Source organism: Aeromicrobium sp. JP4, from assembly GCF_054957925.1.
The window spans coordinates 1816782-1833380 of the sequence record NZ_CM143290.1 but is presented as its reverse complement, the minus strand read 5'-3'; the positions used below and the strand labels follow the sequence as shown (position 1 = coordinate 1833380).

General features: G+C 71.3%; 14 protein-coding genes and 1 riboswitch. Of the genes, 11 read left to right on the top strand and 3 right to left on the bottom strand.

Translation table 11 applies throughout. The features are described 5' to 3' along the window. The first annotated feature begins 59 nt into the window (after positions 1 to 59). The 6 genes from dcd to ACY1JX_RS09010 all read left to right on the top strand — a co-directional run bounded on the left by dcd (position 60) and on the right by ACY1JX_RS09010 (position 5972). The gene (dcd, locus tag ACY1JX_RS09035) at positions 60 to 638 is read left to right on the top strand and encodes a dCTP deaminase (RefSeq protein WP_181753934.1); all 579 of its coding nucleotides are present in this window, start codon (positions 60 to 62) and stop codon (positions 636 to 638) included. A gap of 4 nt (positions 639 to 642) precedes the next feature. Beyond that, the gene (locus ACY1JX_RS09030; RefSeq protein ID WP_462563760.1) at positions 643 to 1452 is read left to right on the top strand and encodes an HAD family hydrolase; all 810 of its coding nucleotides are present in this window, start codon (positions 643 to 645) and stop codon (positions 1450 to 1452) included. Positions 1453 to 1590: 138 nt separating this feature from the next. Further along, complete coding sequence (locus tag ACY1JX_RS09025) at positions 1591 to 3669, top strand: Ig-like domain repeat protein (RefSeq protein ID WP_462563759.1); 2079 nt, start codon at positions 1591 to 1593, stop codon at positions 3667 to 3669. Positions 3670 to 3680: 11 nt separating this feature from the next. Further along, positions 3681 to 4175, top strand: coding sequence for a hypothetical protein (locus ACY1JX_RS09020; RefSeq protein WP_181753940.1), 495 nt, complete (start codon positions 3681 to 3683; stop codon positions 4173 to 4175). Between the two features lie 25 nt (positions 4176 to 4200). Further along, on the top strand, positions 4201 to 5106 hold the full coding sequence (locus ACY1JX_RS09015; RefSeq protein ID WP_462563758.1) for a pseudouridine-5'-phosphate glycosidase: 906 nt from the start codon (positions 4201 to 4203) through the stop codon (positions 5104 to 5106). Beyond that, entirely contained in the window at positions 5103 to 5972 is an 870-nt protein-coding gene (locus tag ACY1JX_RS09010; RefSeq protein WP_462563757.1) for a carbohydrate kinase family protein, read from the top strand. Before ACY1JX_RS09015 ends, ACY1JX_RS09010 begins: the two co-directional genes overlap by 4 nt. 71 nt (positions 5973 to 6043) lie before the next feature. Here the strand turns inward: ACY1JX_RS09010 and ACY1JX_RS09005 are convergent, their stop codons facing one another. From ACY1JX_RS09005 to ACY1JX_RS08995, 3 genes are all read right to left on the bottom strand, one after another. Beyond that, entirely contained in the window at positions 6044 to 9196 is a 3153-nt protein-coding gene (locus ACY1JX_RS09005) for a heterodisulfide reductase-related iron-sulfur binding cluster (RefSeq protein ID WP_462563756.1), read from the bottom strand. A gap of 94 nt (positions 9197 to 9290) precedes the next feature. After that, positions 9291 to 10481, bottom strand: coding sequence for an MFS transporter (locus tag ACY1JX_RS09000; RefSeq protein ID WP_462563755.1), 1191 nt, complete (start codon positions 10479 to 10481; stop codon positions 9291 to 9293). Beyond that, positions 10478 to 11023, bottom strand: a complete 546-nt coding sequence (locus ACY1JX_RS08995) for a DUF4916 domain-containing protein (protein WP_181753948.1) — start codon at positions 11021 to 11023, stop codon at positions 10478 to 10480. Before ACY1JX_RS08995 ends, ACY1JX_RS09000 begins: the two co-directional genes overlap by 4 nt. A 152-nt stretch (positions 11024 to 11175) precedes the next feature. Between ACY1JX_RS08995 and ACY1JX_RS08990 the strand changes: the two genes are divergently transcribed. The 5 genes from ACY1JX_RS08990 to ACY1JX_RS08970 all read left to right on the top strand — a co-directional run bounded on the left by ACY1JX_RS08990 (position 11176) and on the right by ACY1JX_RS08970 (position 16599). Then, positions 11176 to 13206: a DUF6801 domain-containing protein gene (locus tag ACY1JX_RS08990; protein WP_462563754.1), complete on the top strand. Its 2031-nt coding sequence runs from the start codon at positions 11176 to 11178 to the stop codon at positions 13204 to 13206. Positions 13207 to 13286: 80 nt separating this feature from the next. Beyond that, positions 13287 to 13883: a VanZ family protein gene (locus tag ACY1JX_RS08985; protein WP_462563753.1), complete on the top strand. Its 597-nt coding sequence runs from the start codon at positions 13287 to 13289 to the stop codon at positions 13881 to 13883. A gap of 6 nt (positions 13884 to 13889) precedes the next feature. Continuing rightward, a riboswitch (TPP riboswitch) is annotated at positions 13890 to 13999 on the top strand. Continuing rightward, positions 13989 to 14579 carry an ECF transporter S component gene (locus ACY1JX_RS08980; protein ID WP_181753954.1) on the top strand — a complete coding sequence of 197 codons (591 nt, stop codon included), beginning with the start codon at positions 13989 to 13991 and terminating at the stop codon, positions 14577 to 14579. (Overlaps the previous riboswitch by 11 nt.) Then, positions 14576 to 15925, top strand: coding sequence for an ABC transporter ATP-binding protein (locus tag ACY1JX_RS08975; RefSeq protein ID WP_286930438.1), 1350 nt, complete (start codon positions 14576 to 14578; stop codon positions 15923 to 15925). Before ACY1JX_RS08980 ends, ACY1JX_RS08975 begins: the two co-directional genes overlap by 4 nt. Then, positions 15922 to 16599, top strand: a complete 678-nt coding sequence (locus ACY1JX_RS08970) for an energy-coupling factor transporter transmembrane component T family protein (RefSeq protein ID WP_286930435.1) — start codon at positions 15922 to 15924, stop codon at positions 16597 to 16599. The genes ACY1JX_RS08975 and ACY1JX_RS08970 overlap by 4 nt, the downstream gene beginning before the upstream one ends.

Genomic DNA, 16599 nt, shown 5'->3' with positions numbered 1-16599 from the left:
GCGTCACCGGTCAGAACGGCTCCGCGACCAGGGCGGCAGGCGTGCGTTAGGTTCTACTCGTGCTGCTTTCGGACCGCGACATCCTCGCCGAGATCGACGCCGGACGGGTCGCGCTCGACCCCTACGAGCCCTCGATGATCCAGCCGTCGAGCATCGACGTGCGCCTCGACAAGTTCTTCCGCGTCTTCGACAACCACAAGTACCCGCACATCGACCCGGCGCAGGACCAGTCCGACCTGACGCGCGAGGTCGAGGTCAACGGCGAGGACGCGTTCATCCTGCACCCGGGAGAGTTCGTGCTCGGCTCCACGTACGAGTACGTGACGCTGCCCGACGACGTGGCCGCCCGGCTCGAGGGCAAGTCCTCGCTCGGCCGTCTCGGCCTGATGACGCACTCGACCGCCGGCTTCATCGACCCCGGCTTCCAGGGCCACATCACGCTCGAGCTCGCCAACGTCGCGACGCTGCCCATCAAGCTCTACCCCGGCATGAAGATCGGCCAGCTGTGCTTCTTCCGGCTGACGTCGGCCGCGGAGAACCCCTACGGCTCGGAGAAGTACGGGTCCCGTTATCAGGGCCAGCGCGGACCGACGGCATCGCGGTCCCACGCGAACTTCCACCGGAGTGTGATCGACTGAGGGCATGACCGCGCCCGACATCAAGCTCGTCGTGGCCGACCTGGACGGCACCCTCCTCGACGAGCGCAAGCAGATGCCCGCCGAGACCTTCGGCCTCATTCGCGAGCTGCAGGCGGCCGGCGTCGCCTTCGCTCCCGCCAGCGGACGCCAGTGGGCGACCATCGAGTCGATGTTCCACGAGGTCGCCGACGAGCTCGTCATCATCGCCGAGAACGGCGCCTACGTGACCCACCGAGGCGTCGAGGTGGCAGTGCACCCGCTGGACCCGGCCTGGGTGTCCACGGCCGTCGCGAAGACGCAGGGACTGCTCGACCGGGGCGTCGACCTCGGCATCGTGGTCTGCGGCGTCGAGTCGGCGTGGATCGACCGCACCGACCAGCCCTTCCTCGACCAGGTCGAGCCGTACTACCGGCGGCTCAAGGTGGTCGACGACCTCACCGCCGTCGACGACACGATCATCAAGCTGGCCGTGCACGACTTCGGCGACCTCGAGGCCGTCACCGCACCGTTCCTCATCGAGCACGCGGAGAAGAACCCGGTCGCGCTCTCGGGCGCCCACTGGGTCGACGTGATGGCCGAGGGCGTCAACAAGGGCCTGGCCGTCCGAGAACTCCAGTCCGAGATGGGTATCGACGCCACCCAGACGATGGTGTTCGGCGACTACCTCAACGACTACGAGATGCTCGAGGCGGCCGACTGGTCGTTCGCGATGGGCAACGCCCACCCGGACATCCTCGACCTGGCGAACTACACCGCCCCGCCGAACTCCGAGAACGGCGTCATCACCACCGTGCGCGCCGTCCTCGGGCTCTGAGCCAACCTCTCCGGCACCACCTGACCCATCAGCGGTCGCAGGTCACGAATTCGCTGGTAAGTGAACGTTTTCCATCACGCGCTCCGACCGCGGGTGTGACCCTGAGGATCTTGGGGGGTCGTTCGCGGAGGTGTGGCGATGACTCGGTCGGTCCGGTGGGTGCTCGGCGCGATCCTCGCGCTCGTGTTGGGCCTCGTGGCGGCTCCGGCCGTGGCGGCTCCGCCCGAGCCGTACCGCGTGGCGACGGGCCTCGAGGGTGGGACGAGCGCGGCTCACGTCGCGATCGGCGATCGGATCTTCTGGGTCAATCACGGCAACAGCGGGACCAGCTCGAACGACAGTGAGCTGTGGACCTCCGACGGCACCAGCGAGGGAACGCACGAGTTCTTCGACCCGAACCCGGGCGGGCGTGGCCTGGTGGGCTCGCTCCTGAAGTTCGGCAGCGGCTTCGTCTTCACCGCCACGGGCCCGGCAGGTGGCGCGGAGGTCTGGTACTCCGACGGGACGACCGAGGGCACGGAGATGATCGCCGACCTCACGGTCGACGACGCCGGTTCGACATGGCTGCTCGAGGCAGGGCCCGGAGCGGTCTACCTCGCGGCCGACGACGGCGCGCACGGGCGTGAGCTGTACCGGTGGACCGGACCCGGGGCGGCGCCCCAGCTGCTGGACGTCAACCCGACGGCGCGCATGACCTCCGACGAGGAGCTGCAGGACCAGTGGCGGACGGACTGGACGGACTCCAGCCCGGTCGCACTGGGGATGGTCGGCGACGCGTTCGTGTTCACGGCCGACCAGACGATCAGGACCGCGGACGCCAGCGAGTGGGGCGATCACTACGTCGCGACGTCCGGAACGGGGAGAGAGCTGTGGAGGGTCGGCCCCACCGGCCCTCCGCAGCTCGTCAAGGACATCTCGCAGACCGATGCCTGGGGCGACCCGTCGCCGCAGCAGAGCACGCCGTTCGCCGAGCGGACCGGGACGGCGGTGATGGGGGGATCGCTGTACTTCCTCCTCGACAGCACCGAGCCCGGCGTCGCCGAGCCCGAGCTGTGGAGGACGAACGGCGTCTCTGAGGGGACCACCAAGGTCGCGCACCTGCCGCTCGCGTACCTCGACGACCAGTGGGACTTCGAACCCGCCGTCGCAGGCGGCCGGCTGTTCTACCGGGCCTGGAGCGGTGACTGGGACGGGATGTGGGCGACCGATGGCACGGGCGCTGGTCAGCGCGTGAGCCCGGCGGGAGACGCCACCGATCCGGTGACGCTGGGCTCCGGGGTGGTCTTCGGGCTCGAGCAGGACGACACCGGCCGGGAGCCGTGGTTCTCCGGCGGGACGTCCTCGGTCCGCCTCGGGGACCTGCGTGCCGGGGCGGCCGGGGCGCATCCGTTCCCGATCACCACGTGGGGCTCCCACGCGTACTTCGGGGCCAACGGCGGCTCGGGTCGCGACCTCTACCGGACCGACGGCACTCCCGCCGGGACCGAGCGGGTGATGGACCTGCCGAACGCGGCGGGAGCGGTGCTCGACGGACCGATGGTGTTCTACGGCACGGAAGGGGTGCTCTACTTCGTCAACAGTCCCGATGACGACCGCAACGTCGGGAACGAGCTGTGGGCGTTCGACCCGAACCGAGCCGTCACGGCCACCTCGACCGTGCTGCGCGCGCCAGCCACCGTCGCCTACGGTGCCGCGGCGACCGTCACGATCGCGGTCACGGGCGCGGGTGGACCGCCCACGGGGACCGTGACGATCCGCGACGGCCAGCGCGTACTCGGCACGGCCGAGCTGGCGAACGGCGCCGCGACCTTCGCCCTGCCCCGCAACCTCGCCCTGGGTGACCACGTGCTGACCGCCACCTACAGCGGAGACGCACAGTTCTCGTCCTCGACCTCGGCGCCGGTCACCGTGCGGGTCAAGGCCGCGACGAGGCTCGGGGGCCGGGTCAACGACCTCACCTTCCTCACGACGGAGCGCATCCGCGTCACCGCCACCCTCAGGACGACGCCGGCGATCAACGCGACAGGGCGCCTCCAGCTCCTCGTGGACGGTCGCGTGCGGGCCACGGCCACCCTCGCCGCACGGCACCGGAACACCCTGACGCTCGTCAGCCCGCCCCTCGCGCGGGGCCGGCACCGGCTCCAGGTCGTCTTCTCCCAGTCACCCAACGCCATGGACGCACGGACCGGCGTCGTCACGATCACGGTCTACCGATGAGAGGAAGCCCCATGAGGACGAGACGCATCACGCTGGTCGTGACCCTGCTCGCGGCGCTGATCCTGGGATTCGCGCCGGCTGCGCAGGCCGGCACGTTCCGGATCACCACGCGGTGGAAGAGCTGCGACACCTTCAAGTCGGCCATCGCCGTGCGGGTGACCTTCAAGGATCCCGCCTACCTGTACGGCTCCGGCAAGTACATGGTGAAGCGCTGGATCGAGTGGGAGGTCTACAAGAGCGGGATGTGGAGGGAGGAGGATCGCTACTACTCCGAGTCCAACTGGGTCAAGGTCACCAACAAGAACTACGACTGGACCACGACCCCGGGCGACAGGACCGGATGGGGAAACACGGGCCTCTACTACAGCCACTGGCGCGCGAAGGTCACCGTGAAGCTGATCAAGAACCGCAAGGGCCCCCGTGACAAGAAGGTCGACGAGGTCCAGATCTTCCCGATGAAGGGCTCGTTCCGGGAGATCGGCTCGAACTGCGGCTACGAGTTCTGACGTCGCGCCTCGATAGAGTCGCCGGGTGAGAGTCCAGTCGTCCCCCGAAGTCGCCGCTGCCCTGGACGAGGGGCGGCCCGTCGTCGCCCTCGAGTCCACGATCATCAGCCACGGCCTGCCCCGTCCCGACAACCTCGAGGCGGCGCAGGAGTTCGAGGAGATCCTGCGGTCGCAGGGCGTCACGCCCGCGACGATCGCGGTGCTCGACGGTGAGCTCAAGGCCGGGCTCACCGCCGACGAGCTCGCCCGGATCGCGAACGAGGACGTCCCGAAGCTCACGGTGCGCGACCTGCCCGTGGTGCTCGGCATGGCCGGCAGCGGCGCCACCACGGTGGCCGCCACGTCGTGGATCGCCGACCGCGCCGGGATCCGCGTCTTCGCGACCGGCGGCCTGGGCGGCGTGCACCGCGGGGCATCGGAGTCGTTCGACGAGTCCGCCGACCTCACGGTGCTGGGCCAGGTGCCGATCACGGTCGTGTCGGCGGGCGTGAAGTCGATCCTCGACATCCCCGCCACGCTCGAGCGTCTCGAGACGCTCGGCGTCATCGTCCTGGGCTTCCGCACGAAGGACTTCCCCAGCTTCTGGCTGACGTCGTCGGGCCACGAGCTCGACTGGCGGGCCGAGGACGCGTTCGCCGTGGCCGCCGTCATGCACAGCCGCGACGAGCTGGGCCTGAAGTCGGGCATTGTCGTGGCCAACCCGCTGCCGGAGGAGAAGCAGCTCGACCCCGTGGTCCACGACGAGGCGCTCGAGCGCGCACTGGCCGAGGCCGACGCGAAGGGCCTGTCGGGCAAGGAGGTCACGCCGTTCCTCCTGCAGCGCATCGTCGAGCTGACCGGCGGCGACAGCCTCGCGGTCAACCTCGACATCGCGCGCAACAACATCGCGGTCGCCGCGCGCATCGCGATCGCCGCGGCGGAGTACCCGTGATCCTCGTCGTGGGTGACGTGGTCGACGACATCGGCGTGCTGCCGCTCGAGCCCGTCGCGCCGCGCAGTGACACCCGCGCCCAGATCCGGATGACACCCGGCGGCTCGGCCGCGAACACCGCGGCGTGGCTGGGGTTCCTCGGCGCCGACACCCGGTTCTTCGGCAAGGTCGGCAACGACGGGGTGCAGCGGCACGGCGCCGCTCTGCGCGACCATCAGGTGGAGCCGCGGCTCGTCGCCGACCCGCTGCTGCCCACGGCCACGATCGTGCTGACCCTCGATGACGACGCCGACCGCACGATGTACGTCGACCGCGCCGCGAACGGCACCCTGGCCTCCGCCGACCTGCCCGAGGACCTGTGGGACGGGGTCGACTGGCTGCACCTCACCGGCTACACGTTCTTCGACCCGCAGACGCGCGACGTCGCGATCGAGCTGATCGCCGAGGCCAAGCGGCGCGGAGCCGGCGTGAGCGTCGACCCGAGCACCACCGCGTTCCTGCGCGAGGTCACGCCCGACGCGTTCGCCGCGTGGACCCGCGGTGTCGACCTGCTGGTGCCCAACCTCGACGAGGCGCGCCTGCTGGTGGGGGCCACCGGCCCGTTCGTCGACTTCGACACCCTCACGGCCATGTACCCGCACGTCGTCGTGACGCTCGGCTCGATGGGAGCCGCCTACGTGGCCGGGAGCGCGCGCGAGCAGGTGGCGGCGCCGCGCGTGCAGGTGGTCGACACCACCGGCGCCGGCGACGCGTTCACCGCGGGGTTCCTGGCCTCGTGGCTGGAGACGAAGGATGCCCGCGCCGCGCTCACCGGCGGCATCGGTGCGGCCAGCCGCTGCGTGCAGCAGCGCGGTGCCCGTCCGTAGGTCCTCCCCGCGGAGACGACGACGCGCCAGCACCCGTGAGGGGGCTGGCGCGTCGTCGTGAGTGAGGGCCGTCAGGCCTTCGTGTCGTCGGCCTCGTCGTCCTGGGCGGCCTGCTGGGCGGACTCGCTCAGCTCGGCGCCCGAGGGGTTGGCGTCGCTGAGCGGGACCGCGTCGTCCGAGACCGGATCCGGGGCGGGGGCGTCCTCGACCGGCGTGATCGCGGCGAGCTCCTCCTGCTCCGAGGACGGCTCGGCGTGCTTCTCGGCCGGCAGCTCGGGCTCGGAGTCGTCGTACACGACGGACTCGGCGTCCGGGTTCGTCGTGTCACCGCTCTCGGGGTGCGGCTCCGGCTTGGGCTCGTCCTCGGCCGCCGTGTGCGGCTTCGGCTCGTCGTCCTCCAGCGCGTCGAGCAGCGACGGCTGCTCGTTCGCGGCGGGGGCGTCCTCGGTGGCCTCGGGCTCGGTGGCCTCCGGCTCCTCGGCGGCGGGCTCGGCCTCGGCGGGCTCGGCCTCGGTCTCGGGCGCCTCGGCGGGAGCCTCGGACACCTCGGCCACTGCGTCGGCGTCAGGCTGGCCGAGGCCCTCCTGGCGCTCGTTCTGGGCCGGACCGTCCTCGGACTCCGAGCCGAGCTCCGGGTTCGACACCGCATCGCCCGTGGCCTCGGGCTCGGGGTCGGACTGGGCCGGCTCGTCCTCGGGCTCGGTGGCCACGGAGACCGGCTTGGTGCCCTCGTGGTCGGCCGCGCCCTCCGGCGTGGCGTCGCCCTTCTCGAAGATGCCGCCGGCGGTGCCCTTGTCGTCGACCGCGATGTTGTGCTTCGCGGCCATCTCGGCGTCCTCGGCGCGGCTGTCGCCCTCGGGGTTGTCGAGGTCGTCGCCGGCGTCCGTGGGAGCCTCGGCCGAGTCGTGCGCGTCCGCGGCGGCGCCCACCGACTCGGTGTCGGTCAGCGTGCCGGGATCGGCCTCGGCCGCGGGGCCGGGCTCGGCGTCCTCGGGCTCGTCACCGGAGGCGTGCGACTCCTCGGCCGCCATGACCAGGGCCTCCGCCTCGGCCACGACGTCCTCCTCGGAGCGCTTGACCGCCTGCAGCAGCAGCTGCGCGACGTCGAGCACCTCGACGTTGACCAGGGACTCGTCCTCGGCCTGCTTCGCCGTGAGGCCGTCGGCCAGCATGACGCGGCAGAACGGGCAGCCCACGGCGATCTTCTCCGCGCCCGTGCCGATGGCCTCCTCGGTGCGGTTGATGTTGATGCGGGAGCCGATCTTCTCCTCCATCCACATGCGGGCGCCGCCGGCGCCACAGCAGAAGGAGGTCTCCTTGCTGCGGTCCATCTCGACGTAGTCCGCGCCCGTCGCACCGATCAGCTCGCGCGGCGGCGAGTAGACCTGGTTGTGACGGCCCAGGAAGCAGGGGTCGTGGTACGTGACCTTGGCGGCCGGAGCGGCGGGCGCGACCGGCTTGAGCTTCTTCTCGCGCACGAGGCGGTTGAGCAGCTGCGTGTGGTGCACGACCTCGAGCTCGATGCCGAGCTCCTTGTACTCGTTCTTGAGCGTGTTGAAGCAGTGGGCGCAGGTCGAGACGACCTTCTTGACCTTGGTCTCCTGGAAGACCGCGACGTTCTCCATCGCGAGCTGCTTGAAGACGATCTCGTTGCCGGCACGGCGGGCGGAGTCGCCCGAGCAGGTCTCACCGTCACCGAGGACGGCGAAGGTGACGCCGGCGATGTCCAGCAGCTCGGCGACCGCCTGCGTGGTCTTCTTGGCGCGGTCCTCGAAGGCACCGGCGCAGCCGACCCAGAACAGCCACTCGACCTCGTCGAGGGACTCCACGTCGACGCCGACCTGCTTGACCTCGAAGTCGAGGTCCTCGGCCCACTTCATGCGGTCGCGCGGGTTCATGCCCCACGGGTTCCCCTTGCGCTCGAGGCCCTTGAAGATGTTGTTGAGCTCGGCGGGGAAGTTGGACTCGACGAGCACTTGGTAGCGGCGCATGTTGTCGATGTGGTCGACGTGCTCGATGTCGACCGGGCACTGCTGGACGCAGGCGCCACAGTTGGTGCACGACCACAGGACGTCGGGGTCGATGACGCCGAAGAGGTCCTCGCTCCCGATCAGCGGACGCTCCAGCTCGCGCTGCTGCTCCTCGGTGAGGGTCTCGGGATCGGCGCCGAGCAGCGGCACCTTCGCGTAGGCGTGCTCACGCAGGCCCATCATGAGCAGCTTCGGCGAGAGCGGCTTCTCGGTGTTCCACGCGGGGCACTGGCTCTGGCAGCGACCGCACTCGGTGCAGGTGGAGAAGTCCAGGATGGACTTCCAGCTGAAGTCCTCGACCTTGCCGACGCCGAGCTTCTCGAACTCCTCCTCCTCCATGTCCTCCATGGTCTCGAGGTCGAGCGGCTTGCCGGCGACGTAGAGCGGGACGAGGGCACCGAGGGCGGTGCCGCCGTCGGCCTCGCGCTTGAAGTAGATGTTGAACCAGGCCAGGAAGCGGTGCCAGGCGACGCCCATCGTGAGGTTCTTGCCGATCACCATCAGCCAGACGGTGGCCGAGACGACCTTGACGACGGCCAGGATGGTGATGGTGGCCTCGAGGCCGGTGACCGACAGGCCCGACCACAGCGTCTCGCCGATCCAGGCGGTGGTGGGGAAGTGGAAGGCACTCGCGTTGCTGTCGCCCTGGAGGCTCATCAGCTGGTACTCGGCGCCGCGGATCAGGATGCCGGCGGCGCACTCGAGCGCGACCATCGCCTCGACGAAGTAGGCCTGGCCGAAGCGCGAGCCGAAGAAGCGGCTCTTGCGGCCCAGGGTGCGCGGGTGGTTGCGCTGGCGGATCACGACGAGCGCGGCGATGCCGATCAGGCCGAGCCAGGCGATGAGCTCGCTGACCCACTCGAACAGGAAGAAGTGGCCGATCAGCGGCAGCACGAGGTGCGGGTTCCAGACCTGCAGGTACGCCGTCGCGACCGCCGTGCTGAGGATGATGAAGCTGAAGAAGACGGCCCAGTGCAGGATGCCGACCCACTGCCACTGGAGCATGCGCGTGTGGCCGAGCGTCTCGACCAGCATGTTCTTCGTGCGGCTCTTGGGGTTGTCGGTGCGCCCGTAGGCCGGCGTGCCGGCGCGGATGACTCCGAGCATCCGCTTGATCCCGGGTGCCAGGTAGTACACCGCCAACGCCGTGGAGACCAGCGTGATCACTCCGGCGATGATGTTGATCGGTTCCATGCCGATTCCTCTCGCGGTTCAAGCAGTTTGTGCTGACCCTAATCTGCGGCGAAGCGGGCTGCTCAGTTAGGCCAGCCAAAGCCGTGCCTTGATGTTACCTACGAGTAGCAACGGGCACGCAGGCGATGGCTGCGAGGGGGAAGACCGCCGCGGCCGCGAACGCCCAGCCGTAGCCCGCGTACTGCACGATCGCGCCCACCACGGGAGGGACGGCGGCCGATGTGAGGTACTGCCCGGTGTTCTGGATCCCGAACGCCCGGCCCGACCAGCGCGACCCGGCGATCTCGGCCACCGCCGTGAAGGCCAGCCCGTTGTCGGCCACTGTGATCATCGTCGCCGCGACCATGATGGCGACCGCGACGGGCGAGCCCTCGAGGAGCGCCAGCAGCAGCATCACCGCGGTGGCCGCGACCGCGACCTGTCGCATGGGACCGAGCCGGTCGCCGACGCGGTCGGACCACCAGCCGGCCCCGATGCGGCCGGCGGCGCCGAGCACCTGCGAGACGGCGTAGAGGACGCCCGCGGCGGCGGCGCTCCAGCCGTGCCGGTCGATCAGCCACAGCAGCATGAACGTCCACACCACGTACTGCGGGATGACGAGCAGTGCGGAGGCGGCGTGGATCCGGGCCAGCCGTCGATCGCCTCGGTAGGGGTTGGCGCCGCCGCTCGGGTCCTCGCTCGCGTGGCGGGGCGGGTCGACCACGGTCACGGCGATGAAGACGGTGGCGACGGCCGCGACGACGAGACACAGCGTGACGATCCACGCGACGCCGCGGGTCTGCACCGCCGCCGGCACGACGAGGGCGGCGAGCCCGACGCCCAGCGGGAGACCGGTCTGACGGATGCCCATCGCGAGTCCGCGCCGGTGGGCCGGGAACCAGCCCACGACGAGGCGGCCGCTGGCCGAGTTGGAACTGGCGGCGGCCACGCCGCAGAGGCCGAAGCCGAGAGCCAGGACGATCGCGTCGTCGGCACGGGCGCCCGCGAGCGCCACGGCGCACCCCGCCACGAGGAGGGCGAGACCGGAGGACAGGGCGATCCGCTCACCGACGCGGTCGACGATCGCTCCCCACGCCACGAGGGTGAGCAGCGTGCCCACCAGGGGCGCGGCGGCGAGCGCGCCGCTGGCCACGAGGGAGAGGCCCTCGTCGAGGTGCAGGTGGGGAATGAGGAGCAGCGGCGTGCTCACGACGGCGGTGGCGGTGACCTGGGCCACCATCGCCGCGACGAGCATGAGCCACGGGCTCGGGTGACGGGTCCCCGGCGGGGCCGCCCGGCGGCTCACGCCAGGGCGCCGACGTGCGCCATCGCCTGCTGGAGCAGGACGCCACGGCCTCCCTCGAGCTCGTCGAGGACCGCCGGGGCGAGGGCCTCGCGCGGGGTCAGCCACGAGAGCTCGAGCGCGTCCTGGCGGGGGTCGCACTCACCCGTGACCGCCACGACGTAGGCCAGCGCGACGGCGTGCTGGCGCGCGTCGTGCAAGGGCGTCACGCCGGGCAACGGAAAGTACTCGGCCACCGTGAACGGCACGATGTCGGCGGGCAGCTGCGGGAACGCGGTGGGGCCGAGGTCCTTCTCCAGGTTGCGCATCAGCGCGGTGCGGATGGGCTCGCCGTGCAGCACGCGTCCCGAGACGAACGACCGCGCCATGGTGCCGGTGGTGGCGGACCCACGCAGCAGCAGACCGACCTGCTCGACCTGGCCGAGACTGTCCAGGCGGACCGGGATCGCCTCCACGTAGAGGATCGGGACGCGGCCGCGGGTCTCCTCCAGTTCAAACTCGGAGAGCCAGCCGGGGTTCGGGTCGGGGGTGCGCACGGAGGGCATGGGCCCATTGTGGTCGATGGGCGGTCGTCGGCAGCGCAAGTCGTTCGCGAACACCGGTTGTCACTACGAGTTACAGCACTTAGGGTGAGGTGGATCACACGCAGGTCGGCGTGCGCCAGATGGAGTGCTCGCCACAACGAGGGGAACCATCTGTGCGCTTCACACGTCTACCGTCCCGACGCGCGACCGCCGCTGTCGCCGCCCTGGGCCTGGCCGCCGCCGGCGTCGTCGGTGCCGGCTTCCTCAGCCCGGCGGCCGCCGACCAGACGCTCGAGAAGGACTTCCCCTTCAAGTGCGAGGTCATCGCCGGCGGTCTGAATCTCGGCATCCAGGACATCGGCGTCAAGGCCACGACGGTGGTCCCGGACTCGGTGACTCCCGGCGAGACCATCCCCTCCACCGCCGTGAGCATCACGCTCACGATGCCGGAGCTCCTGCGCCAGTCCACCGCGCTGCTGCTCGGAGGACGTGAGGCAGCGGGTGCGTCCACCGACTCCGCCGTCACCCTCACCTCGGGCGGTCAGACGATGACGGTCGCGATCCCCGAGCTGGGCTCGGCCCGCACGCCGATCCCGCAGGTGGCGAACGAGCCGTGGCTCATCCCGGCCACCGGCATGGTGCCGCCCATCACGGTGCCGGACTACGCCACCGACACGGTGGTCGTGGGCATGCCCCAGGCCTTCAACATCACCGCCACCATCTACAAGGCGGACGACTCCACGATCCCGTCGACGCTCTCGTGCACCGGTCCCGCTGACCTGGCCCTGGGTTCGATCGCGGTGACCGAGCCGACGACGGAGCCGACGACCGAGCCGACCACGGAGCCGACGACGGAGCCGACGACGGAGCCGACGACGGAGCCGACGACCGAGCCGACCACGGAACCGACGACGGAGCCGACGACGGAGCCGACGACCGAGCCGACGACGGAGCCGACGACGGAGCCGACGACGGAGCCGACGACGGAGCCGACGACGGAGCCGACCACGGAACCGACGACGGAGCCCACCACGGAGCCGACGACGGAGCCCACCACGGAGCCGACGACGGAGCCGACCGAGCCCACGCCGACTGAGCCGGTCGACCTCTCGAAGAGCTTCACGTACGTGTGCGAGGTCGTCGCTGGCGGACTCAACCTGGGCAACCACGACATCGGCGTCCTGGCCGAGACGACGGTTCCCGGCTCAGTGCGCCCCGGTGAGACCATCGCGGAGCGCGGGGTCAGCATCACGCTGACGATGCCGGAGCTGCTGCGCGAGTCGACCGTGCTCCTGTTGGGTGGCCGGTCGGCCGAGGGCGGCTCGACCGATGCCGCCATCACGCTCACCACCGGCGGTCAGACGTCGACGGTCGCGATCCCGAACCTGAGCTCCCCCCGCACGGACATCCCGCAGCAGGCCGGCTCCCCGTGGCTGATCCCGGCCTCGGGCACGGTGCCCTCGATCACCGTCCCGGCCTACGCGGCCGAGTCGGTGGCGCTGGGCATGCCGCAGGACTTCACCATTGCGGCGACGATCCACACCACGAGCACCACGCTGCCGGCGGCACTGACCTGCGCGGGTCCGTCCGCGCTGGATCTCGGCAGCATCCCGGTCTCGGGCGACCCCGTCACCAACCCGACGACCGAGCCGACCTCGGAGCCGACGACCGAGCCGACTTCGGAGCCAACCTCGGAGCCGACGAGCGAACCGACCTCGGAGCCGACGAGCGAACCGACCGCGGAGCCGACGTCCGAGCCCACGACCGACCCGGGCGAGGAGCCCGCCGACGATGAGGTCGAGCTGCTCAGCTCCGACGTGCTGTCGCCCGGCGACACGATCACCTTCGCGTTCGGGCCGGACTGGATCGGCAAGGAGCTGGCCTTCGAGCTGCACTCCGACCCGATCGCGATGGGCACGCGAGTGGTGAGCACCTCGGGCGAGGCCTCGGTGCGCATCCCGACCAACGCGCCGCTGGGCTCCCACACGGTGAAGGTGCTCAGCCGGGGCGTCGTCATCGCCGAGGTCCCGGTGGAGATCGTCGCCGCCGACGCCGGCGGCGACGCGTCGGACGACGACTGGGCCAGCGACGACTACCTGGCCGCCGCCGGTGGCCCAGGGCTCGGTGTCGCAGTCCTCGGCGGTGCCCTGGTCGTGGCTGGTGCAGCCGTGATGCTGCAACGTCGCCGCACGCGTCGCGACTGAGTGCCGCCGGGGGAGCGGGGGCGGGTCTCTGCGGACCCGCCCCCGCCCTTGGCGTGCCCGGGGGTTGAGAGGATCCTCCGGTGCCCACCGTCGAGATCCCCATGCTCCCCGTGCTGATCCCGGCGACGATCGCCGCGATCGCCGCGTCGCTCGGGTGGCTGCACCGTCGCGGGCGCCTCACACCGCTGCGCGCCGCGGTCGGCGTGGTCGCGTGCGTCTACGGCGCCGCCGTCCTGGCGCACGTGCTCCTGCCGTTCCCCGTCGCCACGGAGGACCCGCGGCCGTGGCGCGTCCTGGTCCACCTCACGCCGTTCATCGATGTCCTGGACGACCCCGCCGGGATGCTCCTGAACATCCTGCTCTTCGTGCCCCTCGGAATGCTCCTGCCGCTCGTCACCCGAGTCCGGACGGTGCGCCGGGCGGCGGCCGTGGGTTTGCTGGTCAGCGTGGCCATCGAGGCGGTGCAGCTGGCCGGAGTGCTCGTGGTGGGCACCGGCCGGATCGCCGATGTCGACGACCTCGTCGGCAACACCCTGGGCACCGCGATCGGCTGGACCGCCTGCGTGCTGCTGATGCAGCTCCCACCGCTGGGCCGGCTCGCGGCTCGGGCCTCCTGGGCAGAGGACGGAATCGCCTCGGGGGCCGCCCCCGGTGCCGCGCCCGCCACGGGAGGCTAGGCTGGCTGCACACGACAGGGGAGCGCCATGCAGAGGGCGCTGAGAGTGCGGAACAGCCGCAGACCCTTGAACCTGCTCCGGTTAGCACCGGCGAAGGGAGTCACGATGACATCTGCTGTCCGTTCCACCACGAGGTATCGCACGCTCGACCTGGTGACCATCACGATGCTCGGCGTCGCGTTCGGCGTCGTCTTCTGGGGCTGGGGGAAGCTCTACGCCCTCGTCGACATCGGTGCGGCCGTGGGATTCAAGCCGGCTGCGGCCCTCCTCGCCGGGATGTGGCTCATCGCCGGCGTCGTCGGCGGCCTGATCGTCCGCCGCCCAGGTGCGGCGCTCGCCACCGAGCTCGTCGCCGCGCTCGTGTCCACGATCGTCCTCGGCGGCACCGAGTGGGGCAGCGCGGTGCTGATCTCGGGCCTCGTCCAAGGGCTCGGGGCCGAGCTCGCGTTCGCGATCTTCCTGTACCGGAGGTTCGACCTGCCGACTGCCGTCCTCGCGGGCGCGTTGTCGGCGGTCTTCGCAGCCTTCTACGAATGGAACTACTACTACGCGGACTGGGACCTGACGTGGCGGCTGTTCCACCTGGGCTTCTTCGTCACGTCCGGCATCATCATCGCCGGGTTGGGTGGCTGGCTCCTGGTGCGTGCGCTCGCACAGGCAGGTGCGCTCGACTCGTTCGCTGCCGGCCGGCAGTGACGGTCGCGTTCCACGACTACTCCTGGACGCCGCTGCACGCCCGCCGCCCGGCGCTCGACCGGCTTGACCTGCGCATCGACCCCGGTGAGCGCGTCCTGCTGGTCGGGCCCAGCGGCAGTGGCAAGTCGACCGCCCTGCATGCGATCGCCGGCGCACTCGGCACGACGCTGGTCGGCGAGGCCAGCGGATCGGTCGAGGTGCACGGGCGCATCGGGATGGTCACCCAGAACCCGTCCTCGTCGATCGTCGCGGACCGGATCGGGCGCGACGTGGCGTTCGGCCCGGAGAACCTGGGTCTGCCGCGCGAGGAGATCTGGCGACGGGTCGACGCCGCGCTCGAGGCGGTGGGCCTGGATCAGGGGCGTGAGCGCTTCACCAGTGCACTGTCGGGCGGAGAGCGGCACCGTCTCGCGCTCGCGGGCGCCCTGGCGACGGAGCCGGACCTGCTCCTGCTGGACGAGCCGACGTCCATGCTGGACGCCGAGCTGGCGGCGGAGGTCCGCGACGCCGTCCTGCGCGTCGTCGGTGACCGCTCGCTCCTCGTGGTCGAGCACCGCTTCGAGCTCTGGCTCGACCATGTCGACCGGGTCGTCGTGCTCGAGGAGGGGCGACCGGTCTTCGACGGGTCCGTGCCGTCGTTCCGTGGCGCTGCCGTGCCGGAGGCGCTATGGATGCCGGGGCGCCCGGCGCCCGAGCCGGCCTGGATCCCTGAGGAACTGGTGCACCCGTTCGCCCCGGCCGGCGTCACCGCGCGTGCGCTGGTGATCGACCGGGTCACGCGCACGCTGCGGGGCACCGAGCGCACGCGGGCGGTCGACGGGCTGACGCTCGAGCTGGCACCCGGCACCCTGACAGCGCTCGTGGGCCGCAGCGGAGCGGGCAAGTCCACGGCGCTGCTGGCGCTGGGCGGACTCCTGGAGCCCGTCTCGGGGGAAGTCGACGCACCGGCCGAGCTCGGCTGGTGCCCCCAGGACCCCGAGCTCGGCTTCGTCGCGCGGACGGTGCGCGAGGAGCTGGAGGCCAGCCCTGCGGCGTTCGGGCGCACCGTCGACGTCGACGCGGTGCTCGAGGTCATCGGCCTGGTCGGCCGTGGTGACGATCACCCCTACCGGCTGTCGGGCGGAGAGCAGCGCCGGCTGGCGCTCGCGGCCAGCTGCGCGCACCGGCCGGGGCTGGTCCTCGCGGACGAGCCCACCGTCGGACAGGACCGAGGCACGTGGGCGACCGTCGCCGGCTGGCTGGGGGCGTCGGCGCAGGCAGGTGCCACGGTGGCCGTCTCCACGCACGATCCGGACCTGCCGCGCGACCGCGACGTGGTCCTGCATGAGGGAGTCGTCGTGCGATGACTGGCCTGATCACGCGACTCAACCCGCTCGTCCTGCTGGCGATCGGCGTCGCCGCGGCCCTCGGCTCACCGGCGATCCGCACGATGCCGATCGCCGTGACGTGCGCCGCCGTCTACGTCGTGGCGGTCGTGGCGGTGGTGCCCTCGTGGCGGTATCCGGTGGTGTGCCTGGCCTTCGTGGCGCTCCCGGTCGCCACGATCGTGTGGAGCACGTGGCTGTTCGGCGGTCGCGACCTCGAGGTCGCGGCGGTCGCGGGAGTGCGGACCTTCGTCATGGCGTGGCCGGGCGCCGTGGCCGCCGGCTACATCGACGTCGCGCGCCTCGGCGACTACCTGGCCCAGACGCTGCACGTTCCCAGTCGGTTCGCCGCTGCGCTGTCCGCCGCGCTGCAACGGGTCGGCGGGGCGTGGCAGGCCTGGCACGACCTCGACCGGGCCCGCAGGGCGCGCGGGCTGCGGCGCCGCCCGTGGCCGATGGCCTTCGCGCTGCTGGTCCACACGATGAGGGACGCGAGCCGAACGTCGATCGCGATGGACGCCCGCGGCTTCGCCACGGCCGGGCGTCGGACGTGGGCCGAGGCGGCGACCTGGCCGCCGATCGACCTGCTCGCGCTGGCCTTCGCGGCCGCCGCAGGCGCCCTTCCCGTGCTCTTGTTACTCGCGAGTCGGGTGTGA

Excerpts from the sequence above, each read along its gene's own strand:
- ACY1JX_RS09030 (WP_462563760.1), top strand. The coding sequence starts at position 643 with ATGACCGCGCCCGACATCAAGCTCGTCGTGGCCGACCTGGACGGCACC.
- ACY1JX_RS09025 (WP_462563759.1), top strand. The coding sequence starts at position 1,591 with ATGACTCGGTCGGTCCGGTGGGTGCTCGGCGCGATCCTCGCGCTCGTG.
- ACY1JX_RS09020 (WP_181753940.1), top strand. The coding sequence starts at position 3,681 with ATGAGGACGAGACGCATCACGCTGGTCGTGACCCTGCTCGCGGCGCTG.
- ACY1JX_RS09005 (WP_462563756.1), bottom strand. The coding sequence starts at position 9,196 with ATGGAACCGATCAACATCATCGCCGGAGTGATCACGCTGGTCTCCACG.
- ACY1JX_RS08995 (WP_181753948.1), bottom strand. The coding sequence starts at position 11,023 with ATGCCCTCCGTGCGCACCCCCGACCCGAACCCCGGCTGGCTCTCCGAG.
- ACY1JX_RS08980 (WP_181753954.1), top strand. The coding sequence starts at position 13,989 with ATGACATCTGCTGTCCGTTCCACCACGAGGTATCGCACGCTCGACCTG.
- ACY1JX_RS08970 (WP_286930435.1), top strand. The coding sequence starts at position 15,922 with ATGACTGGCCTGATCACGCGACTCAACCCGCTCGTCCTGCTGGCGATC.